Raw genomic sequence first — 16,339 nt, 5'->3', positions numbered from 1 at the left:
CCGCACCGTCGAGCGGTGCGGGCGTCACGGGTGATCGACGATCACTTGCCGTCGAACGCGTCCTTGGCCTTCTCCTTGTCGAGGCGACCCTCGCCCATGACCTGGTCCTTCTGGCCCTGGTGCTTGAGTTCGGCGTCGTCGGTCTTCTTGCCGACGGCCTCCTCGACCTTGCCGGCGACCTTCTGCGTGACGTCCTTGGCCTTGTCTCCGAGCGACATGGTGCTTCCTTCCTCCGGGAACCGCCGAGGGTCCCCGGCGCCTGTGCACTCGACACAACCACCCTTCGGTGGACGGCTCGCGGCAGGGCCGGAGGTTGCTGTACCCCGACCGGTACCAGCGGGGTACGACTACGGGACGAGCCGGTCCGCGCGGTAGCGGTCGAACAGCTCGGTGAAGGCGCGCTCGGTCCGGCGGAAGGCCGTGAAGCCCGCCTCGCGGCTCTTGCCCATGTCGGTCACGACCTCCATCGCACGGCCGAGGTCGGCGTCGGTGTGCCACCAGGACGCCAGGCGCGCGATGTCGGACTCGACGAGTCCGTGCCGCTCCGCGATGTCCGCCCACGCCGACTCGTGCGGGGCCATCTGCTCCTCGAGCGGGCGCGGACGGTCCGCGTACCCGACGACGCGTGCCGGGTCGACGCCGAGGTGCGCGGCGAGCCGCGGCCACATCCACCGCCAGCGGAAGACGTCGCCGTTGACCACGTTGAACGCCTCGTCTGCCCCCTCGGGACTGGTCGCCGCCCACACCATGTGCTCGGCGAGGATGCCCGAGTCGGTCATGTCCGTCAGGCCGTTCCACTGCGCCTCGCTGCCGGGGAAGACGAAGTCGAGGTCGAGTTCCTTGGCGAGCGTGGCCTGGACCGCGATCGTCAGGCCCATGTTCATCGCGTTGCCGACCGCGTGGCCGATCACCGTGTGCGAGCGGTGCACGGACCACGTGAAGCCCTGGCGCTCGGCGGCGCCGAACAGTTCGTCCTCCTGCGCGTAGTAGAAGTTCGGGGTGTCCAGGCGCGGCTCCTCCTCGTGGAAGGGCGTGTCCGGCATCTCGCCGGCGGCGTACGCCTCGAACGGGCCGAGGTAGTGCTTCAGGCCGGTGACGAGCGCGACGTGCTCGAGCGGCGCGTGCGCGAGGGCGGCGAGCAGGTCCCGGACCATGCCGCCGTTGACCCGGATGTTCTCGGCCTCGGTGTCCTGTCGCTGCCAGGCGGTGAAGAACACGTGCGTCGGGCGTTCGTCCGCCAGCGCCGCCCGGAGCGAGTCCGGGTCGCGCAGGTCCGCGGGGACGGTCCGGACGCCGTCGCGGGGGAGCGGACGGCGGGAGAGCGCGGTCACGGCCCACCCGAGGTCGAGCAGGTGGTCGACGAGGGCGGAGCCGGTGATGCCGCTGGCCCCCACGACGAGGGCTTCGGGGCGGGCGGGGATCGGTTCTGTGGTGGTCGTCATCGTCGGGTGCAACGCGTGCCGACGACAGGTGTTCCCTACCGGGGGCGGCGGATCCGGATCGGGCCCTTCGCCGTGGACGGATCGACCACACTGCCGTGCTGCGTGATCTCGACCTCGCCCCGCGCCACCATCCGCCGGGCCGCTCGTCGTGCCGGCTCCATGAGCGGGCGCCAGTCGTCCGGGGCGACGGACCGGGCGACCTCGGACGGGCAGATGCTCGCGCTCCGCGCACGGGCGGCGAGGAGCTCGTCGATCCGCTGTTCGAGCGCGCGGTCGGTGTCGTCGAGGCCGTGCTTCCGACACGCCGCCGAGCAGTACTTCGCGTCGTGCGGGGCCGACGACGGCATCCGGCGGCCGCACGATGCGCAGGTCCGCTCCGCGTGCGCCTGCTCCGACGCCGCCGCGTCCTCGGCGGTCCTGATCGATCGTCCCATGCACCCATCCTCGTCCCCGGGTCCGGACCTGTGCACAGCCCGGACCCGGCTGGCAGCATCGGAGCGGTGAACCCGGTCCCGAATCCCCTCCGCCCGCACGAGCCCGCCTGGGTCGAGCACGTCATGTGGTGGCACGTCTACCCGCTCGGGGCCGTCGGCGCCGACGTCCGACCGGGGACCCCGGTCGACGAGCGTGCCGTCGAGCACCGGCTCCAGCGGCTCGTGCCCTGGCTCGACCACGTGGTCGACCTCGGGCTGAACGGGTTGCTGCTCGGCCCGGTGTTCGCGAGCTCGACGCACGGGTACGACACGGTCGACCACTTCCGGGTCGACCCGCGGCTCGGCGACGACGCCGACCTCGACGCACTCGTCGGGGCTGCCCACGAGCGCGGCGTCCGGGTCGTGCTCGACGGCGTGTTCAACCACGTCGGGCGCGAGCACCCCGCCTTCCGTGCGCTCGAGGAACAGGGCCCGGACGCCCCGACCGCGGAGCTCTTCGCGGTCGAGCGGTCCGGTTGGCAGGCCGGGGACCCCGTGCCGGTCCGGGACTTCGAGGGGCACGACATCCTCGTCGCGCTCGACCACGAGGGCCGTGCCGCCGAGGACCTGGTGGTCGAGGTGATGACGTACTGGCTGGGGCGCGGCATCGACGGGTGGCGGCTCGACGCGGCCTACGCGGTGCCGCCGGCGTTCTGGGCGCGGGTGCTGCCGCGCGTCCGGGAGCGCTTCCCCGACGCGTGGTTCAGCGGCGAGGTCATCCACGGCGACGCGGCGGCCGTCGTCGCACAGTCGACGATGGACTCGACCACGCAGTACGAGCTGTGGCAGGCGGTCTGGCACGGCATCGCGGACCGGAACTGCTTCGAGCTCGCGCACGCGGTCGAACGGCACGACGCTCTGCTGGGCACGTTCGTCCCGACGACCTTCGTCGGCAACCACGACGTCACCCGCATCGCGAGCGCGGTGGGGGAGCGGTTCGCGGGGCACGCGGCGGCGGTGCTGTTCACCGTCGCGGGCACGCCCGTCGTCTACGCCGGCGACGAGTACGGCTGGACCGCGGTCAAGGAGGAGCGCGAGGGCGGCGACGACGCGGTGCGACCGGAGCTGCCGTCGACCGCGCCCGAGCCGACCGACCTGACCCACGCGGTCGAGGCGCTCGTGGCCCTGCGGCGGCGCAACCCGTGGCTGCACCGCGCCCACACCGACGTCGTCCACCTGACCAACACCGCGGTCGTCCTGCGCACCGCGACGGCCGACGTCGCGGTGGTGACCGCCCTGAACCTGGCGGACGACCCCGTCGAGCTGCCCGCCGCCGACGCGACGCGGGTCGAGGCGGGCGGTGGCGACCTGCGGGACGGCACCCTGCGCCTCCCGGCCGCCGGGTGGGCCGTCCTGACGTCCTGACGCAACGAGACTCGGGCCGGCGGACGGTCCCGTGGTCCCACGACCACGAAACTGTCCGCCGACCCGAGCCTCGGCGGCCGGGGACCGACCGCTACTTGCGCGCGGACGCTGCCCGGCGCTTGTTGAACACGTCGAACGCGACGGCGGCGAGCAGCACCAGGCCCTTGATGAGCGACTGGTACTCGGTGCCGACACCGAGGATCGACATGCCGTTGTTCAGGATGCCGATGATGAGACCACCGACGATCGCACCCGGCACCGTGCCGATGCCGCCGGTGACCGCGGCGCCACCGATGAACACGGCCGCGATGGCGTCGAGCTCGAAGCCGTTGCCGGCACCCGGGGCGGCCAGGTTGAGCTGGCCCGTGAAGACCACGCCCGCCAGGGCCGCGATGACGCCCATGTTCACGAAGAGCAGGAACGTGACGCGCTTGGTCTTGACGCCGGACAGCTGCGCGGCGAGGGCGTTGCCACCGATCGCGTAGACGTGGCGACCGAACACCGAGCTGCGCATGACCACCGAGTAGACGACCACGAGCAGGCCGAGCACGACGAGCACGATCGGGGTGCCGTTGTAGCTGGCGAGCAGCAGCGCCACGTAGATCACGAGTGCGGCGCCGAAGGCCGTCTTCACGATGAACCAGGCGAACGGCTCGCTCTCGAGCTGGTACTTGCGGCGCGTGATGCGCCCACGGAACGCGGAGATCACCATGACGGCGGCGGCCGCGATGCCGAGGATCATCGTGAGCGGCTCGTAGCCCGTGGTGCCGAACGACGGCAGGAAGCCGGAGCCGAGCGAGCGGAAGCCCTCCGGGAACGGCGAGATCTGCTGGTTCTGCAGCACGATCTGGGTGGCACCGCGGAAGGCGAGCATGCCGGCGAGCGTCACGATGAACGCCGGGATGCCGAAGTACGCGATCCAGAAGCCCTGCCAGGCGCCGACGAGCGCACCGACGACGAGGCAGAGGAGTGCCGCCACGGGCCACGGGATGCCCCACTGCGTGATCATCACGCCGGCCATCGCGCCGCTGAAGGCGACGACCGACCCGACCGACAGGTCGATGTGGCCGGCGATGATCACCATGACCATGCCGATCGCCAGGATCAGGATGTAGCTGTTCTGGACGATGATGTTCGAGACGTTGATCGGGGCCAGCGTGATGCCGCTCGTCGCCACCTGGAAGAAGATGACGATGACGATCAGCGCGATGAACAGGCCGATCTGTCGGAGCTGCCCGGTCAGGTAGCCGGCGGCGGACTTAAGCGCGTTCATTGACTGGGGTCTCCCGTTCCTGGGTCATGTACTGCATGAGGACCTCGGGTGTGGCCTCGGAGCGGGGCACGTCAGCGGTGATCGTGCCCTCGGAGAGTGTGTAGATGCGGTCGCAGATGCCGAGCAGCTCGGGCAGCTCGGACGAGATCACGATCACGCCCTTGCCCTGGTCGGCGAGCGCGTTGATGAGCGTGTAGATCTCGTACTTCGCGCCGACGTCGATGCCGCGGGTCGGTTCGTCGAGGATGAGCACGTCGGGGTCGGCGTACATCCACTTCGACAGGACGACCTTCTGCTGGTTGCCGCCGGAGAGCTTGCCCGTCACGGCGTCGACGTTCGGCGCCTTGATGTTCATGCTCTTCAGGAAGCCGCCGGCCACCGTGGTCTCCTTCGACGCGTTCACGAAGCCCCAGTCGGCGAGCTTGCCGAGCGCCGAGCCGGAGATGTTCCGCTTGATGTCGTCGATGAGGTTGAGGCCGTACCGCTTGCGGTCCTCGGTGGCGTAGGCGATGCCGTTGTCGATCGCCCGCGTCACGGTGTTCGTCTTGATCGGCACGCCGCGCTTGTAGACCGTGCCGGAGATGCCGGTGCCGTACGAGTGCCCGAAGACGCTCATCGCGAGTTCCGTGCGGCCCGCGCCCATGAGGCCGGCGATGCCGACGACCTCGCCGGCGCGGACGTCGAGGTTCACCTGGTGGATGATCTCGCGGGAGCCGTCGAGCGGGTGGTGGACGGTCCAGTCCTCGATGCGCAGGAGCTCCTCGCCGATCTTCGGCTCGCGCTCCGGGTAGCGGCTCGACAGGTCGCGACCGACCATGCCCCGGATGATCCGGTCCTCGGAGACGTCGTCGCCGTGCATGTCGAGCGTCTCGATCGTCTTGCCGTCGCGGATGATCGTGACCTTGTCGGCGATCGCCTCGATCTCGTTGAGCTTGTGGCTGATGATGATCGCCGTCATGCCCTCGGCCTGCAGCGAGCGGATGAGCTCGAGCAGGTGCTCCGAGTCGTCGTCGTTCAGCGCGGCGGTCGGCTCGTCGAGGATGAGGAGCCGGACCTCCTTCGAGAGTGCCTTCGCGATCTCGACGAGCTGCTGCTTGCCCACACCGATGTCGGTGATCTTGGTGACGGGGTTGTCCTTGAGCCCGACGCGCTTGAGCAGCGCCGCGGCCTCGAGGTTCGTCTTGTTCCAGTCGATGAGCCCGCCCTTGACGCGCTCGTTGCCGAGGAAGATGTTCTCGGCGATCGACAGGAAGGGGCTGAGTGCGAGCTCCTGGTGGATGATCACCACGCCCGCCTTCTCGGAGTCGTTGATGTCACCGAACTGCACCGGCTTGCCGTCGAGCAGGATCTCGCCGTCGAAGGAGCCGTGCGGGTAGACGCCCGACAGCACCTTCATCAGGGTCGACTTGCCCGCGCCGTTCTCGCCGCAGATCGCGTGGACCTGGCCGCGCTCGACCTCGATCGAGACGCCCTGCAGCGCCTTCACACCGGGGAAGGTCTTCGTGATGTCCCGCATCTCGAGGATGGTGTCCGCCATGTGGACCGCCTTTCCGTCGTCCGCGCGTGCGCGCGGGTGGAGACGGACTGGAGGCGCGGTGCGGGGCCGCACCGCGCCTCCAGTCCTGTGGATGGTTGCGACTACTTGAGGTCGGCCTCGGTGTAGTAGCCCGAGTCGACGAGGACTTCCTTGTAGTTGTCCTTCGTGACGACGGTCGGCTGGAACAGGTAGGTCGGGACGACCTTGACCTTGTTGTCGTAGCTCTTGTCGTCGTTCGTCTCGGGGGTCTTGCCGGTGAGCAGGTCCTCGGCCATCGTCACGGACTGCTTCGCGAGCTTGCGCGTGTCCTTGTAGATGGTGGAGTACTGCTGGCCCGCGATGATCGACTTGACCGAGGCGGCCTCGGCGTCCTGGCCGGTCACGATCGGCAGCGGACGGTCACCCGAGCCGTAGCCGGCGCCCTGCAGGGCCGAGATGATGCCGATCGACATGCCGTCGTAGGGCGAGAGCACGCCGTCGAGCTTCGTGCCGCCGGAGTAGGTCGACGCGACGAGGTTCTGCATGCGGGCCTTGGCGGTCGCCGGGTCCCACTGCTGCGTGGCGGCCTGCGAGAGCTGGTCCTGGCCGGAGCCGATCTTCAGCGTGCCGTCCTCGAGGTACGGCTTGAGGGTGTCCATCGCGCCGTTGAAGAAGAAGCCCGCGTTGTTGTCGTCGAGCGAGCCGGCGAAGACCTCGATGTTGAAGGGGCCCTTCTTGCCGGTCTTCTTGCCGTCCGCGTCGACGAGCCCGAGGCCCGTCAGCAGCGAGGTGGCCTGGTCGACGCCGACCTTGTAGTTGTCGAACGACACGTAGTAGTCGACGTTCTTGTTGCCGGTGAGCAGGCGGTCGTACGAGATCACCTTGATGCCGGCCTTCGCCGCCTGGTCGAGCTGGTCGGAGAGCGCGCCACCGTCGATCGACGCGATGATGAGCACCTTCGCGCCCTTGGTGATCATGTTGCTGACCTGCTGGGCCTGCTGCTGGACCTTGTTGTCGCCGTACTCGAGGTCGACCTTGTAGCCGGCCTTCTCGAGGTCGCTCTTGACGGCGTCGCCGTCCTTGATCCACCGCTCGGAGACCTTGGTCGGCATGGCGACGCCGACCAGGGCGCCCTTGTTGTCGCCGCCGCCGTCACCGCTGCCGGTGGCGCCGCGTCCGCCTGCGGAGCAGCCGGCCAGTGCGATGGCGATGCCGAAGGCTGCGACGCCCGCGACGATCCTGCGCTTCATCATCGAAGTACCTCTGTTCCTGCGCGTCGACATCGACGCACTCGGGTGCCGGGGCTGCTGTGCCCCGTGGGATGTGCTCGTGTGAGCGCTCACATACTGAGGGTTCCGTGGCGGGGTGTCAACTCGTCGTGACCGATCCGAGATGTTGCCGCGCGGGGCGGACCGGGCGCTACGCTCGGCCAGGTGACGACCACGACCGCGCTCGGGGGTCCCGGCGGCAGACGCCGCAAGGCCCCGACGATCTTCGACGTCGCCGAGCGCGCGGGCGTCTCCCACCAGACCGTCTCCCGGGTGATCAACGGCGACCCGACCGTGCGCGAGGCCTACCGGTCCCAGGTGACGGACGCCGTCGCGGCCCTCGGGTACCGCCCGCGGGCCGCGGCCCGGGCTCTCGCCGGCGGACGCAGCCGGGCGCTCGGCATCATCACCGCGGGCGACGCGCTGTACGGGCCGTCGAGCACGGCGATCGGCTTCGAGCGGGCGGCCCGGTCGGCGGGCTACCACGTCCTGCTCTCGACGCTGCCGGACGAGCCGCGCCCGATCGACCTGTCCGGGGCGCTCACCACGCTGCTGGCGCAGGACGTCGCCGCGATCGTGCTCGTCGCCGCCGACAACCGCGTGCTCGACGCCCTCGCGTCCCTGACCATCCCGGTCTCGGTGCCGGTCGTCGTCGCCAACGCCGTGCAGCGGGACGCCCTGACCCCGGCGGCGCCGAGCGTGGCCGCCGTCGCGATCGACCAGGCCGCGGGCACGACGCTCGTGATGGACCACCTGTTCGCGCGCGGGCACCGACGCATCGTGCACATCGCCGGACCGGCGGTGTCGCAGGAGTCCGAGGTGCGCCGCGCCACCTTCGAGCGGATCATGCGCGAGGCGGGCCTCGAGCCGGTCGTCCTCGACGGCGACTGGACCCCGGCGAGCGGCTTCGCGGCGGCGCGGACGATCGACGTGCACGCCGTCGACGCGGTGTTCGCGGGGAACGACCAGATGGCGCTCGGGGTCCTGCACGCCTTCGCGGACGAGGGGCTCCGCGTGCCGGACGACATCGCCGTCGTGGGCTTCGACGACATCCCGGAGGCCGCGCACTTCACCCCGCCGCTCACCACGGTGCGGCAGGACTTCGTGGCGATGGGGGAGCGGGTGCTCGCGGCGGTGCGTGCGGTCGTCGAGGGTGCGCCGATGGACCAGGCGCTGCTGCGGCCGGAGCTGGTGGTGCGCCGGAGCGCGTGACCCTGGCGCGCTGCGGGCCCCGGTCGGGCACCCGGCTCAGCGCTGCAGCGGGAGCCAGACGCGCATCGGTGCGGCGCCGCGGTTCGCCCACGCGTAGTACGGCACGGCGGTCGCGGTGACGGGTGACCCGGCCTCGAGGCCCGTGGTCGCGTCGCCGGGGTCGGCCGCGTCGACGACGATGGTCGCGTGCCCGGCGCGACCAGCGCCTCCCGGCTCGTCCAGCCGTCGGTACGGCCACGCTGGCTGCTCGTGCTGCGCCGGGGCGGACCCGGACACGCGCAGCGTGACGACGCCGTCGAGCAGGTCGTCGCGGCGCTCCTCGGTGATCGGCGCGGTGGCGTCGACCGTCAGGTCGTCGACCGTGAAGCCCTGCTGGTCCGCCTGCTCGACGGCGTAGACGAGCGGGCCGCGCTCGATCGCGACCTGTCCGCGGGCGGCGTCGATGCGGGGATCGGCGACGTACCGGTGCGGGGTCGTGTCGAAGCGGAGCTCGACGGTGTCGCCGGCGGTCCACTCGCGCTCGACGACGTGGAGCGTGCCGGGGGCCGGGTCGGCCTCGCCGCCCGCGCCCGTGACCGTCGTGGTGTCCGACCACGCGGGGATGCGCAGGCCGAGGGCCAGAGGGCCGTCCTCGGTGACCGTGACGACCACGCGGCCGTCGTGCGGGTAGCCGGTCTCGACGCGCACCGGTCCGAGGTCCGCGGTGGCGTACTGGTGGACCTGCAGGCCGCCGTCGGTCGTCGTCGCGAGGTAGCCGTCCAGGCTCGCGAACGTCCGCATGATGTTCGGCGGGCAGCACGCGCAGTCGAACCAGCCGCGGCGGCCGTGCGCGGGGGAGCGGTTCTCGTCCCGGTGGGCGGCGTCGCGGTGCTGCAGCGGGTTCACGTAGAAGTACTCGGTGCCGGCGAGGCTCACGCCCGGCAGGAACGCGTTGTAGAGCAGGCGCTCGATCGCGTCGGCGTAGACGGGCTTCCCGGTCGCGAGGAGCAGGCGCCACGCCCACTGGATCCCGCCGATCGCGGCGCAGGTCTCCGCGTAGCCGCGGTCCGTCGGGAGCTCGTACGGGTCGCCGAACGCCTCCCAGTCCCAGCGCGCGCCGAGCCCACCGGTGATGAACGCCTTCGTCGCCTGCATGTCGGCGAACTGCCGCTCGCTCGCAGCGAGGAGTTCGGTGTCGCCGGTCTCGATCGCGACGTCCACCGCTCCGGCTGCCAGGTACACCGCGCGCACGGCGTGCCCCTCGACGGTGGTCGCCTCGCGCGCCGGGACCCGGTCGGAGAAGTACGTCGGCTCGCCGCCGGCGCGCTCGATGATGCCGTGCCCGCGGGCGTCGACGAACCAGTGCGCGAGGTCGAGGTAGGCGCGGGTGCCCGTCTCGCGGTACAGCTCGACGAGTCCCGTCTCGACGACGGGGTGGCCGTCGATGTCGTGCAGCTTCGGCGTGCCGTCCGGTGCGGTGCCGTCGCCGAACGTGCGGACCAGGTGGTCGGCGTTCTCGGTCGCGATCTCGAGCAGCCCGGTGTCGCCCGTGGCCCGGTGCTGGGCGACGGCCGCCTGGTACAGGTGCCCGGCGCAGTACAGCTCGTGGCTCCACTCGAGGTCCGTGTACCGCTCGCCCGCGCCGCGGACCTGCTGCACCGAGTCGAGGTAGCCGTCGTCGGCCTGTGCCCGGCCGTACAGGGCGGTGACCTCGCGCTGCAGCTCGAGCAGGTCGTCGGCCGGGGCGCGGCCGTACTCCCACGCCACCGCCTCGAGCCACTTCGTGACGTCCGAGTCCATGAAGATCGGGCCGACCGCCTCGCCCTGCTCGTCGCCGGCGGCGATGCGGAGGTTGCGGAAGTTGCCCGCGGCCTCGAGCTGCCGGTACCCGCTGCGGATCGCGTCCCGCCCGTTGCGCTCCTGACGGAGTGCCCAGAAGCCGCCGGTGATGCGGGCCTGCCCGGCGGGCAGCGGGCGGAGTGCGAGGTGTGCGTCCTCGGTCGGGAGGGCCGGGGTCGCGGTGTGCGTACCACTGGCGGTCGCGGTCGTGGTGGTCATGGCGCCTCCTTGCGTCCGGCGAGCGGCGATCCGAGCGGAAAGCGCTTTCCGCAGCTGACGCTACGGCAGGCCGCGCGGCTGCACAAGACCCGCTGTGCGTAAGCTCGGACCGCGACCGCCGATCGGAAAGGACGTTGCCGTGCCCCAGGACCGCAGTGGCCGCCCCACCCGCATCACCGACGTCGCCGCGCTCGCCGGGGTGTCGATCGGGACGGCCTCGAAGGCCCTCAACGACACGGGGCAGCTGCGCGCCGAGACCCGTGCGCGGGTGAAGGACGCCGCCGAGAAGCTCGGGTTCGTCGGCGACGCCCGGGCTCGTGCGCTGTCGTCCGGACGCACGTACACCGTGGGCATGGTCACGACGGACTCGTTCGGACGGTTCACGATGCCGGTGCTGCTCGGGGCCGAGGACGCCCTGTCCGCCGGCGAGGTCATGGTCCTGCTCGCCGACACCCGCGACGATCACGTCCGCGAGGCCCACTACCTCCGCTCGCTCGTCGCCCGCGGGGTCGACGGCATCATCGTCACCGGCCGTTCCGCCGACGCCCGCCCCCCGATCGACGTCCCCGTCCCCGTGCCGGTCGTCTACGCGCTGACCCCGTCCACCTCGGCGACGGACGTGTCGGTCACCCTCGACGACGCCGGGGGTGCGGCCGACGCCGCGGCGCACGTGCTGGCACTCGGGCGGCGCCGGGTGGCCGTGGTCTCCGGCCCGGCCGACGCCCGTTCCGCCGTCAGCCGCGCGGCCGGAGCCCGGTCGGTGCTCGGGGACCGCATGGTGGGGGAGCCGATGCACGGCGAGTGGTCGGAGCGGTGGGGGCGGCAGGCCGTGGACCTGCTCGACCGTGCCCAGGCCGACGTGGACGCGGTGGTGTGCGGCAACGACCAGATCGCCCGCGGGGTGTGCGACCGGCTGCGCGAGACCGGCCGGAGCGTCCCCGGCGACGTCGCGGTGACCGGCTACGACGACTGGGACGTGGTGGCGCTGGCGAGCCGTCCGCCGCTGACGACCGTCGACATGCGGTTGGACGAACTCGGGCGGATCGCCGGGCGGTCGCTGCTCGAGCTCGTCGCCGGTGGCCGGCCCGCGTCGGTGTCGGTGACGCCGTCCCTGGTGGTGCGCGAGAGCACGGTCGGCGCCTAGGCCGGGCGGCCCGGCGTCGCGCTCGGCGTCGCGCTGGTTCCCCGGGTTCCGCAATTGCGGCATCTCGGCGGCCTGCGCCCTGCTCCTCGGGACCCCGACGGCACGCGAGCGGCGAGTCGTGGGACCTCGGCGAGCACGACCCGGGCGGGTCGGCGCGGATGAGTCGGGCGGAGTGGGTCGGGCACCGAGCGGGCAGGACATTCCGCGCGTGGATCGCCGAGCGGGCGAGATCGGTCGCCGGGCGGCGTCGGGTGTGACGGGAACGGCCCGCTCAGCGGGAGGGCGGCCGGCGCCCCACGGTTCCGGGCGGGTGCGGGTGCGGGTGTGCGGGCGAGGCGGGTGGAGTGGGACGGCGCCGAGCGGGCAGGACACGCCGCGTGAGGATCGTCGAGCGGGCGGGATCCGTCGCCGGGCGGCGTCGAGGGTTACGGGAACGGCCCGTTCGGCGGGCGGGCGGAGGGCGTTCGGCGAGCGGGCGGTGGGCGTTCGGCGGGCGGGCGGCGGGTGGGTCCGGCGCGCGCGAGCAGGGCGGCGCGCCGTCGCGTTGCAGGCGTGAGCGCTCACGTGCCAGGATGTGAGCGCTCACGCAGGACGACGAGGTCTCGGGAGGACACATGAGCGACGACCGCCGACAGCAGGTCGAACAGGGCCGCACGACCCTCGGCATCGAGCTCGGCTCCACCCGGATCAAGGCGGTCCTGGTCGACGAGGACCTCCGGCCGATCGCGAGCGGCTCCCACGAGTGGGAGAACGAGTACGTCGACGGCCGGTGGACCTACCCCCTCGTCGCCGTCGAGACCGGGGTCCGCGCGGCCTACGCCGACCTGGTCGCCGACGTCGAGCGGCAGTTCGGCGTCCGCCCCACGACCTTCCGCGCCGCCGGTGTCTCCGCGATGATGCACGGCTACCTGGCGTTCGACGAGGACGGCGAGTTGCTCGTGCCGTTCCGCACCTGGCGCAACACCTCGACCGGCCCCGCGGCCGAGCGCCTCAGCGCCGCGCTCGACTTCAACGTGCCGCAGCGCTGGTCGATCGCACACCTGGTGCAGGCGGTGCTGGACGAGGAGCCCCACGTCGCCCAGCTCGCCGGCATCACGACCCTCGCCGGGTACGTGCATCGGGTGCTCACCGGCCAGGACGTCCTGGGCGTCGGCGACGCGAGCGGGATGTTCCCGATCGAGTCCGGACCGGTCGACAGCGCCCCGGGGGAGCCCGGCCGCCGCGACTACGACGCCGGCATGCTCGCGACCACGCAGGACCTGCTCGGCGAGCGCGTCCCCGACCTCCGCGCACTGCTGCCCGACGTGCTCGTCGCCGGCGAGGACGCGGGTGCGCTGACCCCCGAGGGTGCCGCCTGGCTCGACCCGACCGGAACCCTGCAGCCCGGCGTGGCGTTCTGCCCGCCCGAGGGAGACGCGGGCACGGGCATGGTCGCGACGAACGCGGTGGCGCCCCGGACCGGCAACGTCAGCGTCGGGACGAGCATCTTCGCGATGGTCGTGCTCGAGCGGGCGCTGTCCACCCCGCACGAGGAGCTCGACGTCGTCACGACCCCCACGGGTGACGCCGTCGCGATGGTGCACTGCAACAACGGTGCGAGCGAGATCGCGGCGTGGGCACGCGTGTTCGGTCGGTTCGCCGAGGCGGCGGGGGAGCGCGCCGGCACCACGGCACCGAGCATCGACGACGTCTACGCGACGCTCCTGGCCGAGGCGGCCGACGCCGACCCCGACGCCGGTGGTCTGCTGTCGTTCAACTACCTGGCCGGCGAGCCCGTGACCGGTGTCGAAGACGGCCGACCGCTGCTGCTCCGCACACCGGGCGCCCGGTTCACCCTCGGCAACCTGGTCCGCTCCGAGGTCCACGGCGCCTTCGCCACCCTCGCGATCGGCATGGAGGTCCTGCACGGCGAGCACGTCGCCGTCGACCGGATGACCGCGCACGGCGGTCTCTTCCGCACGCCCGGGGCACCGCAGCGCCTGCTCGCCGCGGCGTTGCGCGTGCCGGTCGCCCTCGAGGAGACCGCCGGTGAGGGCGGTGCCTGGGGCATCGCCGTCCTGGCCGCGTACCTCGAGCACACCGACCGGTCGCTGGCGGACTTCCTCGCCGACACGGTGTTCGGCGGGGACGCCGTCCACGTCGCCGAGCCCGACCAGCGGGACGTCGAGGGGTTCCAGGACTACCTCGGCCGGTACCGCGCGGCCCTGCCCGTGCAGGACGTGGCGGCAGCGGCGACCCGCACCGGCGCACCGACGGACCAGGGCGAGCCGACCGACCCGGACGCGCCCGCCGACCGGGGCGAGCCGACCGACGGAGCCGAGCCGCGCCTCCCGGCCGAGCAGACAGCAGCGACCGAGCAGAAGGAGCCGACCCGATGACCGAAGCGCCCACCGACGAGACGAAGGCGGCCGTCGCCGCGGCCCGCGAGCGCGTCGCCGCCCTGCACGGCGAGCTCGTCCGCTACGGCCTGGTGATATGGACCGGCGGGAACGTCTCGCAGCGCGTGCCCGGGACCGACCTGTTCGTCATCAAGCCGAGCGGGGTGTCGAGCGACGACCTGACCCCGGAGAACCAGGTGGTCTGCACCCTCGACGGCGTCCCGGCGGACGGCTGGGGCAACGCGCACGGCCCGTCCTCCGACACCGCCGCGCACGCCTTCGTGTACCGGAACATGCCGGAGGTCGGCGGCGTCGTGCACACGCACTCGACCTACGCGACGGCGTGGGCGGCCCGCGCCGAGGAGATCCCGTGCGTCATCACGGCGATGGCGGACGAGTTCGGCGGACCGATCCCGGTCGGCCCCTTCGCGATCATCGGCGACGACTCGATCGGCCGCGGCATCGTCGACACGCTCAGCGGCCACCGCTCCCGCGCGGTGCTGATGCAGAACCACGGCGTGTTCACGATCGGCAAGGACGCGAAGGACGCCGTGAAGGCCGCCGTGATGTGCGAGGACGTCGCCCGGACGGTGCACGTCTCCCGCCAACTCGGCGAACCGAAGGCCATCGCCCCCGACGACGTCGATCGACTCTTCGACCGCTACCAGAACGTCTACGGACAGAACCCCGAAGGAGCCATGCGATGACGCAGGTGAACCCCCAGGCCACCCTCGACAGCTACGAGGTCTGGTTCCTCACCGGCTCCCAGGGCCTGTACGGCGAGGAGACCCTCCGCCAGGTCGAGGAGCAGAGCAAGGCCGTGCACGCGCAGCTCGCAGGCGCACTGCCGGTCAAGCTCGTGTGGAAGCCGGTCCTCAAGGACGCCGACGGCATCCGCCGCGCCCTCATCGAGGCCAGTGCGGACGACCGGGTGATCGGCGTCACCACGTGGATGCACACGTTCAGCCCGGCGAAGATGTGGATCGGTGGCCTCCAGGCGCTGACGAAGCCGCTGCTGCACCTGCACACGCAGGCGAACGTCGCGCTGCCGTGGGGCGACATCGACTTCGACTTCATGAACCTCAACCAGGCCGCGCACGGCGACCGCGAGTTCGGGTACGCCCTGGCGCGTCTCGGGGTCCGGCACGCCACGGCCGTCGGGCACGTCTCCGACCCCCGCGTGCAGGAGCGGGTGACGAACTGGACCCGCGCCGCGGCCGGTGCGGCCGCCGTCCGCGAGCTCAAGCTCACGCGCTTCGGCGACAACATGCGCTACGTCGCCGTCACCGAGGGCGACAAGACCGAGGCGGAGATCGAGCTCGGCGTGCAGGTGAACACCTGGGCCGTGAACGAGCTCGCGGCAGCGGTCGAGGCAGCGAGCGAGCAGGACATCGACGCCCTGGTCGCGACCTACGACGCCTCCTACGACCTGGTGCCCGAACTGCAGGACGGTGGCGCTCGTCGCCAGGCGCTCCGCGACGGAGCGGCGATCGAGCTCGGCCTCCGCGCGCTCCTGTCGCAGAACGGTTCTGCCGCCTTCACCACGAACTTCGAGGACCTCGGCACGCTGAAGCAGCTGCCCGGCCTCGCGGTCCAGCGGCTCATGGCCGACGGCTACGGCTTCGGTGCCGAGGGCGACTGGAAGACCGCCGTCCTCGTCCGCGCGATGAACGTCGCCGGCGCGGGTCTGCCCGGTGGGGCCTCCCTGATGGAGGACTACACGTACGACCTCACCCCGGGCGCGGAGAAGATCCTCGGCGCGCACATGCTCGAGGTCTCGCCGACGCTCACCACCTCGACGCCGACGCTCGAGATCCACCCGCTCGGCATCGGCGGCAAGGACGACCCGGTGCGCCTGGTCTTCACGGCCGACGCCGGCGAGGCCGTGGTGGTCGCGCTCTCCGACACCCGCGACGGCTTCCGCCTGACCGCGAACGTCGTCGACGTCGTGCCCCCGACCGAGGCGCTGCCGAAGCTCCCCGTCGGCCGCGCCGTCTGGGAACCGCGTCCGTCGTTCCCCGTCGCCGCGGAGGCCTGGCTCACCGCCGGCGCCGCGCACCACACCGTGATGACGACGGCCGTCGGCCTGCAGGTCGTCGAGGACCTCGCGACCATGGTCGGCACCGAGTTCCTCGTCATCGACGAGCACACCACGGCCCGCGGGTTCCGCGACGAGCTGCGCCTCCAGCAGGCGTGGCACCGTCTCGACCGCGGGTTCTAGGACCGTGACC

The 16,339-nt window shown here is 72.0% G+C and carries 13 protein-coding genes; 6 read left to right on the top strand and 7 right to left on the bottom strand.

Going from position 1 to position 16,339, the window contains the following annotated elements; genetic code table 11:
• Positions 1-41: 41 nt before the first annotated feature.
• From AB0N84_RS10700 to AB0N84_RS10690, 3 genes are all read right to left on the bottom strand, one after another.
• The gene (locus tag AB0N84_RS10700; RefSeq protein WP_182045591.1) at positions 42-218 is read right to left on the bottom strand and encodes a CsbD family protein; all 177 of its coding nucleotides are present in this window, start codon (positions 216-218) and stop codon (positions 42-44) included.
• Positions 219-347: 129 nt separating this feature from the next.
• On the bottom strand, positions 348-1,442 hold the full coding sequence (locus AB0N84_RS10695) for an SDR family oxidoreductase (RefSeq protein ID WP_182045592.1): 1,095 nt from the start codon (positions 1,440-1,442) through the stop codon (positions 348-350).
• Between the two features lie 35 nt (positions 1,443-1,477).
• Positions 1,478-1,876 carry a DUF3253 domain-containing protein gene (locus AB0N84_RS10690; protein ID WP_182045593.1) on the bottom strand — a complete coding sequence of 133 codons (399 nt, stop codon included), beginning with the start codon at positions 1,874-1,876 and terminating at the stop codon, positions 1,478-1,480.
• Positions 1,877-1,999: 123 nt separating this feature from the next.
• Here AB0N84_RS10690 and AB0N84_RS10685 point away from each other — a divergent pair, with 123 nt between their 5' ends.
• Positions 2,000-3,280: an alpha-amylase family glycosyl hydrolase gene (locus AB0N84_RS10685; RefSeq protein WP_363546072.1), complete on the top strand. Its 1,281-nt coding sequence runs from the start codon at positions 2,000-2,002 to the stop codon at positions 3,278-3,280.
• A gap of 91 nt (positions 3,281-3,371) precedes the next feature.
• Here the strand turns inward: AB0N84_RS10685 and mmsB are convergent, their stop codons facing one another.
• The 3 genes from mmsB to chvE all read right to left on the bottom strand — a co-directional run bounded on the left by mmsB (position 3,372) and on the right by chvE (position 7,322).
• On the bottom strand, positions 3,372-4,553 hold the full coding sequence (gene mmsB, locus AB0N84_RS10680; RefSeq protein WP_069713109.1) for a multiple monosaccharide ABC transporter permease: 1,182 nt from the start codon (positions 4,551-4,553) through the stop codon (positions 3,372-3,374).
• Positions 4,540-6,090 carry a multiple monosaccharide ABC transporter ATP-binding protein gene (gene mmsA, locus AB0N84_RS10675; protein WP_363546009.1) on the bottom strand — a complete coding sequence of 517 codons (1,551 nt, stop codon included), beginning with the start codon at positions 6,088-6,090 and terminating at the stop codon, positions 4,540-4,542. Before mmsA ends, mmsB begins: the two co-directional genes overlap by 14 nt.
• A 101-nt stretch (positions 6,091-6,191) precedes the next feature.
• On the bottom strand, positions 6,192-7,322 hold the full coding sequence (gene chvE, locus AB0N84_RS10670; protein ID WP_363546006.1) for a multiple monosaccharide ABC transporter substrate-binding protein: 1,131 nt from the start codon (positions 7,320-7,322) through the stop codon (positions 6,192-6,194).
• A gap of 180 nt (positions 7,323-7,502) precedes the next feature.
• On the opposite strand from chvE, the gene AB0N84_RS10665 reads away from it, so the two are divergent.
• Positions 7,503-8,549 carry a substrate-binding domain-containing protein gene (locus tag AB0N84_RS10665; protein ID WP_363546003.1) on the top strand — a complete coding sequence of 349 codons (1,047 nt, stop codon included), beginning with the start codon at positions 7,503-7,505 and terminating at the stop codon, positions 8,547-8,549.
• 36 nt (positions 8,550-8,585) lie between these two features.
• On the opposite strand, the gene AB0N84_RS10660 is transcribed toward AB0N84_RS10665, so the two are convergent.
• Positions 8,586-10,586, bottom strand: coding sequence for a beta-L-arabinofuranosidase domain-containing protein (locus tag AB0N84_RS10660; RefSeq protein ID WP_363546000.1), 2,001 nt, complete (start codon positions 10,584-10,586; stop codon positions 8,586-8,588).
• Between the two features lie 139 nt (positions 10,587-10,725).
• Between AB0N84_RS10660 and AB0N84_RS10655 the strand changes: the two genes are divergently transcribed.
• The 4 genes from AB0N84_RS10655 (at position 10,726) to araA (ending at position 16,329) form a co-directional block, all read left to right on the top strand.
• Positions 10,726-11,730, top strand: a complete 1,005-nt coding sequence (locus AB0N84_RS10655) for a LacI family DNA-binding transcriptional regulator (protein ID WP_363545997.1) — start codon at positions 10,726-10,728, stop codon at positions 11,728-11,730.
• A 614-nt stretch (positions 11,731-12,344) separates the two neighbouring features.
• Positions 12,345-14,108 (top strand): FGGY-family carbohydrate kinase, encoded by a 1,764-nt coding sequence (locus AB0N84_RS10650; RefSeq protein WP_363545994.1) that lies wholly within the window; start codon positions 12,345-12,347, stop codon positions 14,106-14,108.
• On the top strand, positions 14,105-14,815 hold the full coding sequence (locus tag AB0N84_RS10645) for an L-ribulose-5-phosphate 4-epimerase (protein ID WP_182045600.1): 711 nt from the start codon (positions 14,105-14,107) through the stop codon (positions 14,813-14,815). Before AB0N84_RS10650 ends, AB0N84_RS10645 begins: the two co-directional genes overlap by 4 nt.
• Positions 14,812-16,329 carry an L-arabinose isomerase gene (gene araA, locus AB0N84_RS10640; RefSeq protein WP_363545991.1) on the top strand — a complete coding sequence of 506 codons (1,518 nt, stop codon included), beginning with the start codon at positions 14,812-14,814 and terminating at the stop codon, positions 16,327-16,329. The genes AB0N84_RS10645 and araA overlap by 4 nt, the downstream gene beginning before the upstream one ends.
• Positions 16,330-16,339: the final 10 nt, after the last annotated feature.

The sequence above is a fragment of the Curtobacterium sp. NPDC089185 genome (genome assembly GCF_040685235.1).
GTDB classification, from domain to species: domain Bacteria; phylum Actinomycetota; class Actinomycetes; order Actinomycetales; family Microbacteriaceae; genus Curtobacterium; species Curtobacterium citri.
Note: the sequence above shows the minus strand (reverse complement) of the source record. Positions and strands in the feature narration are given on the sequence as shown.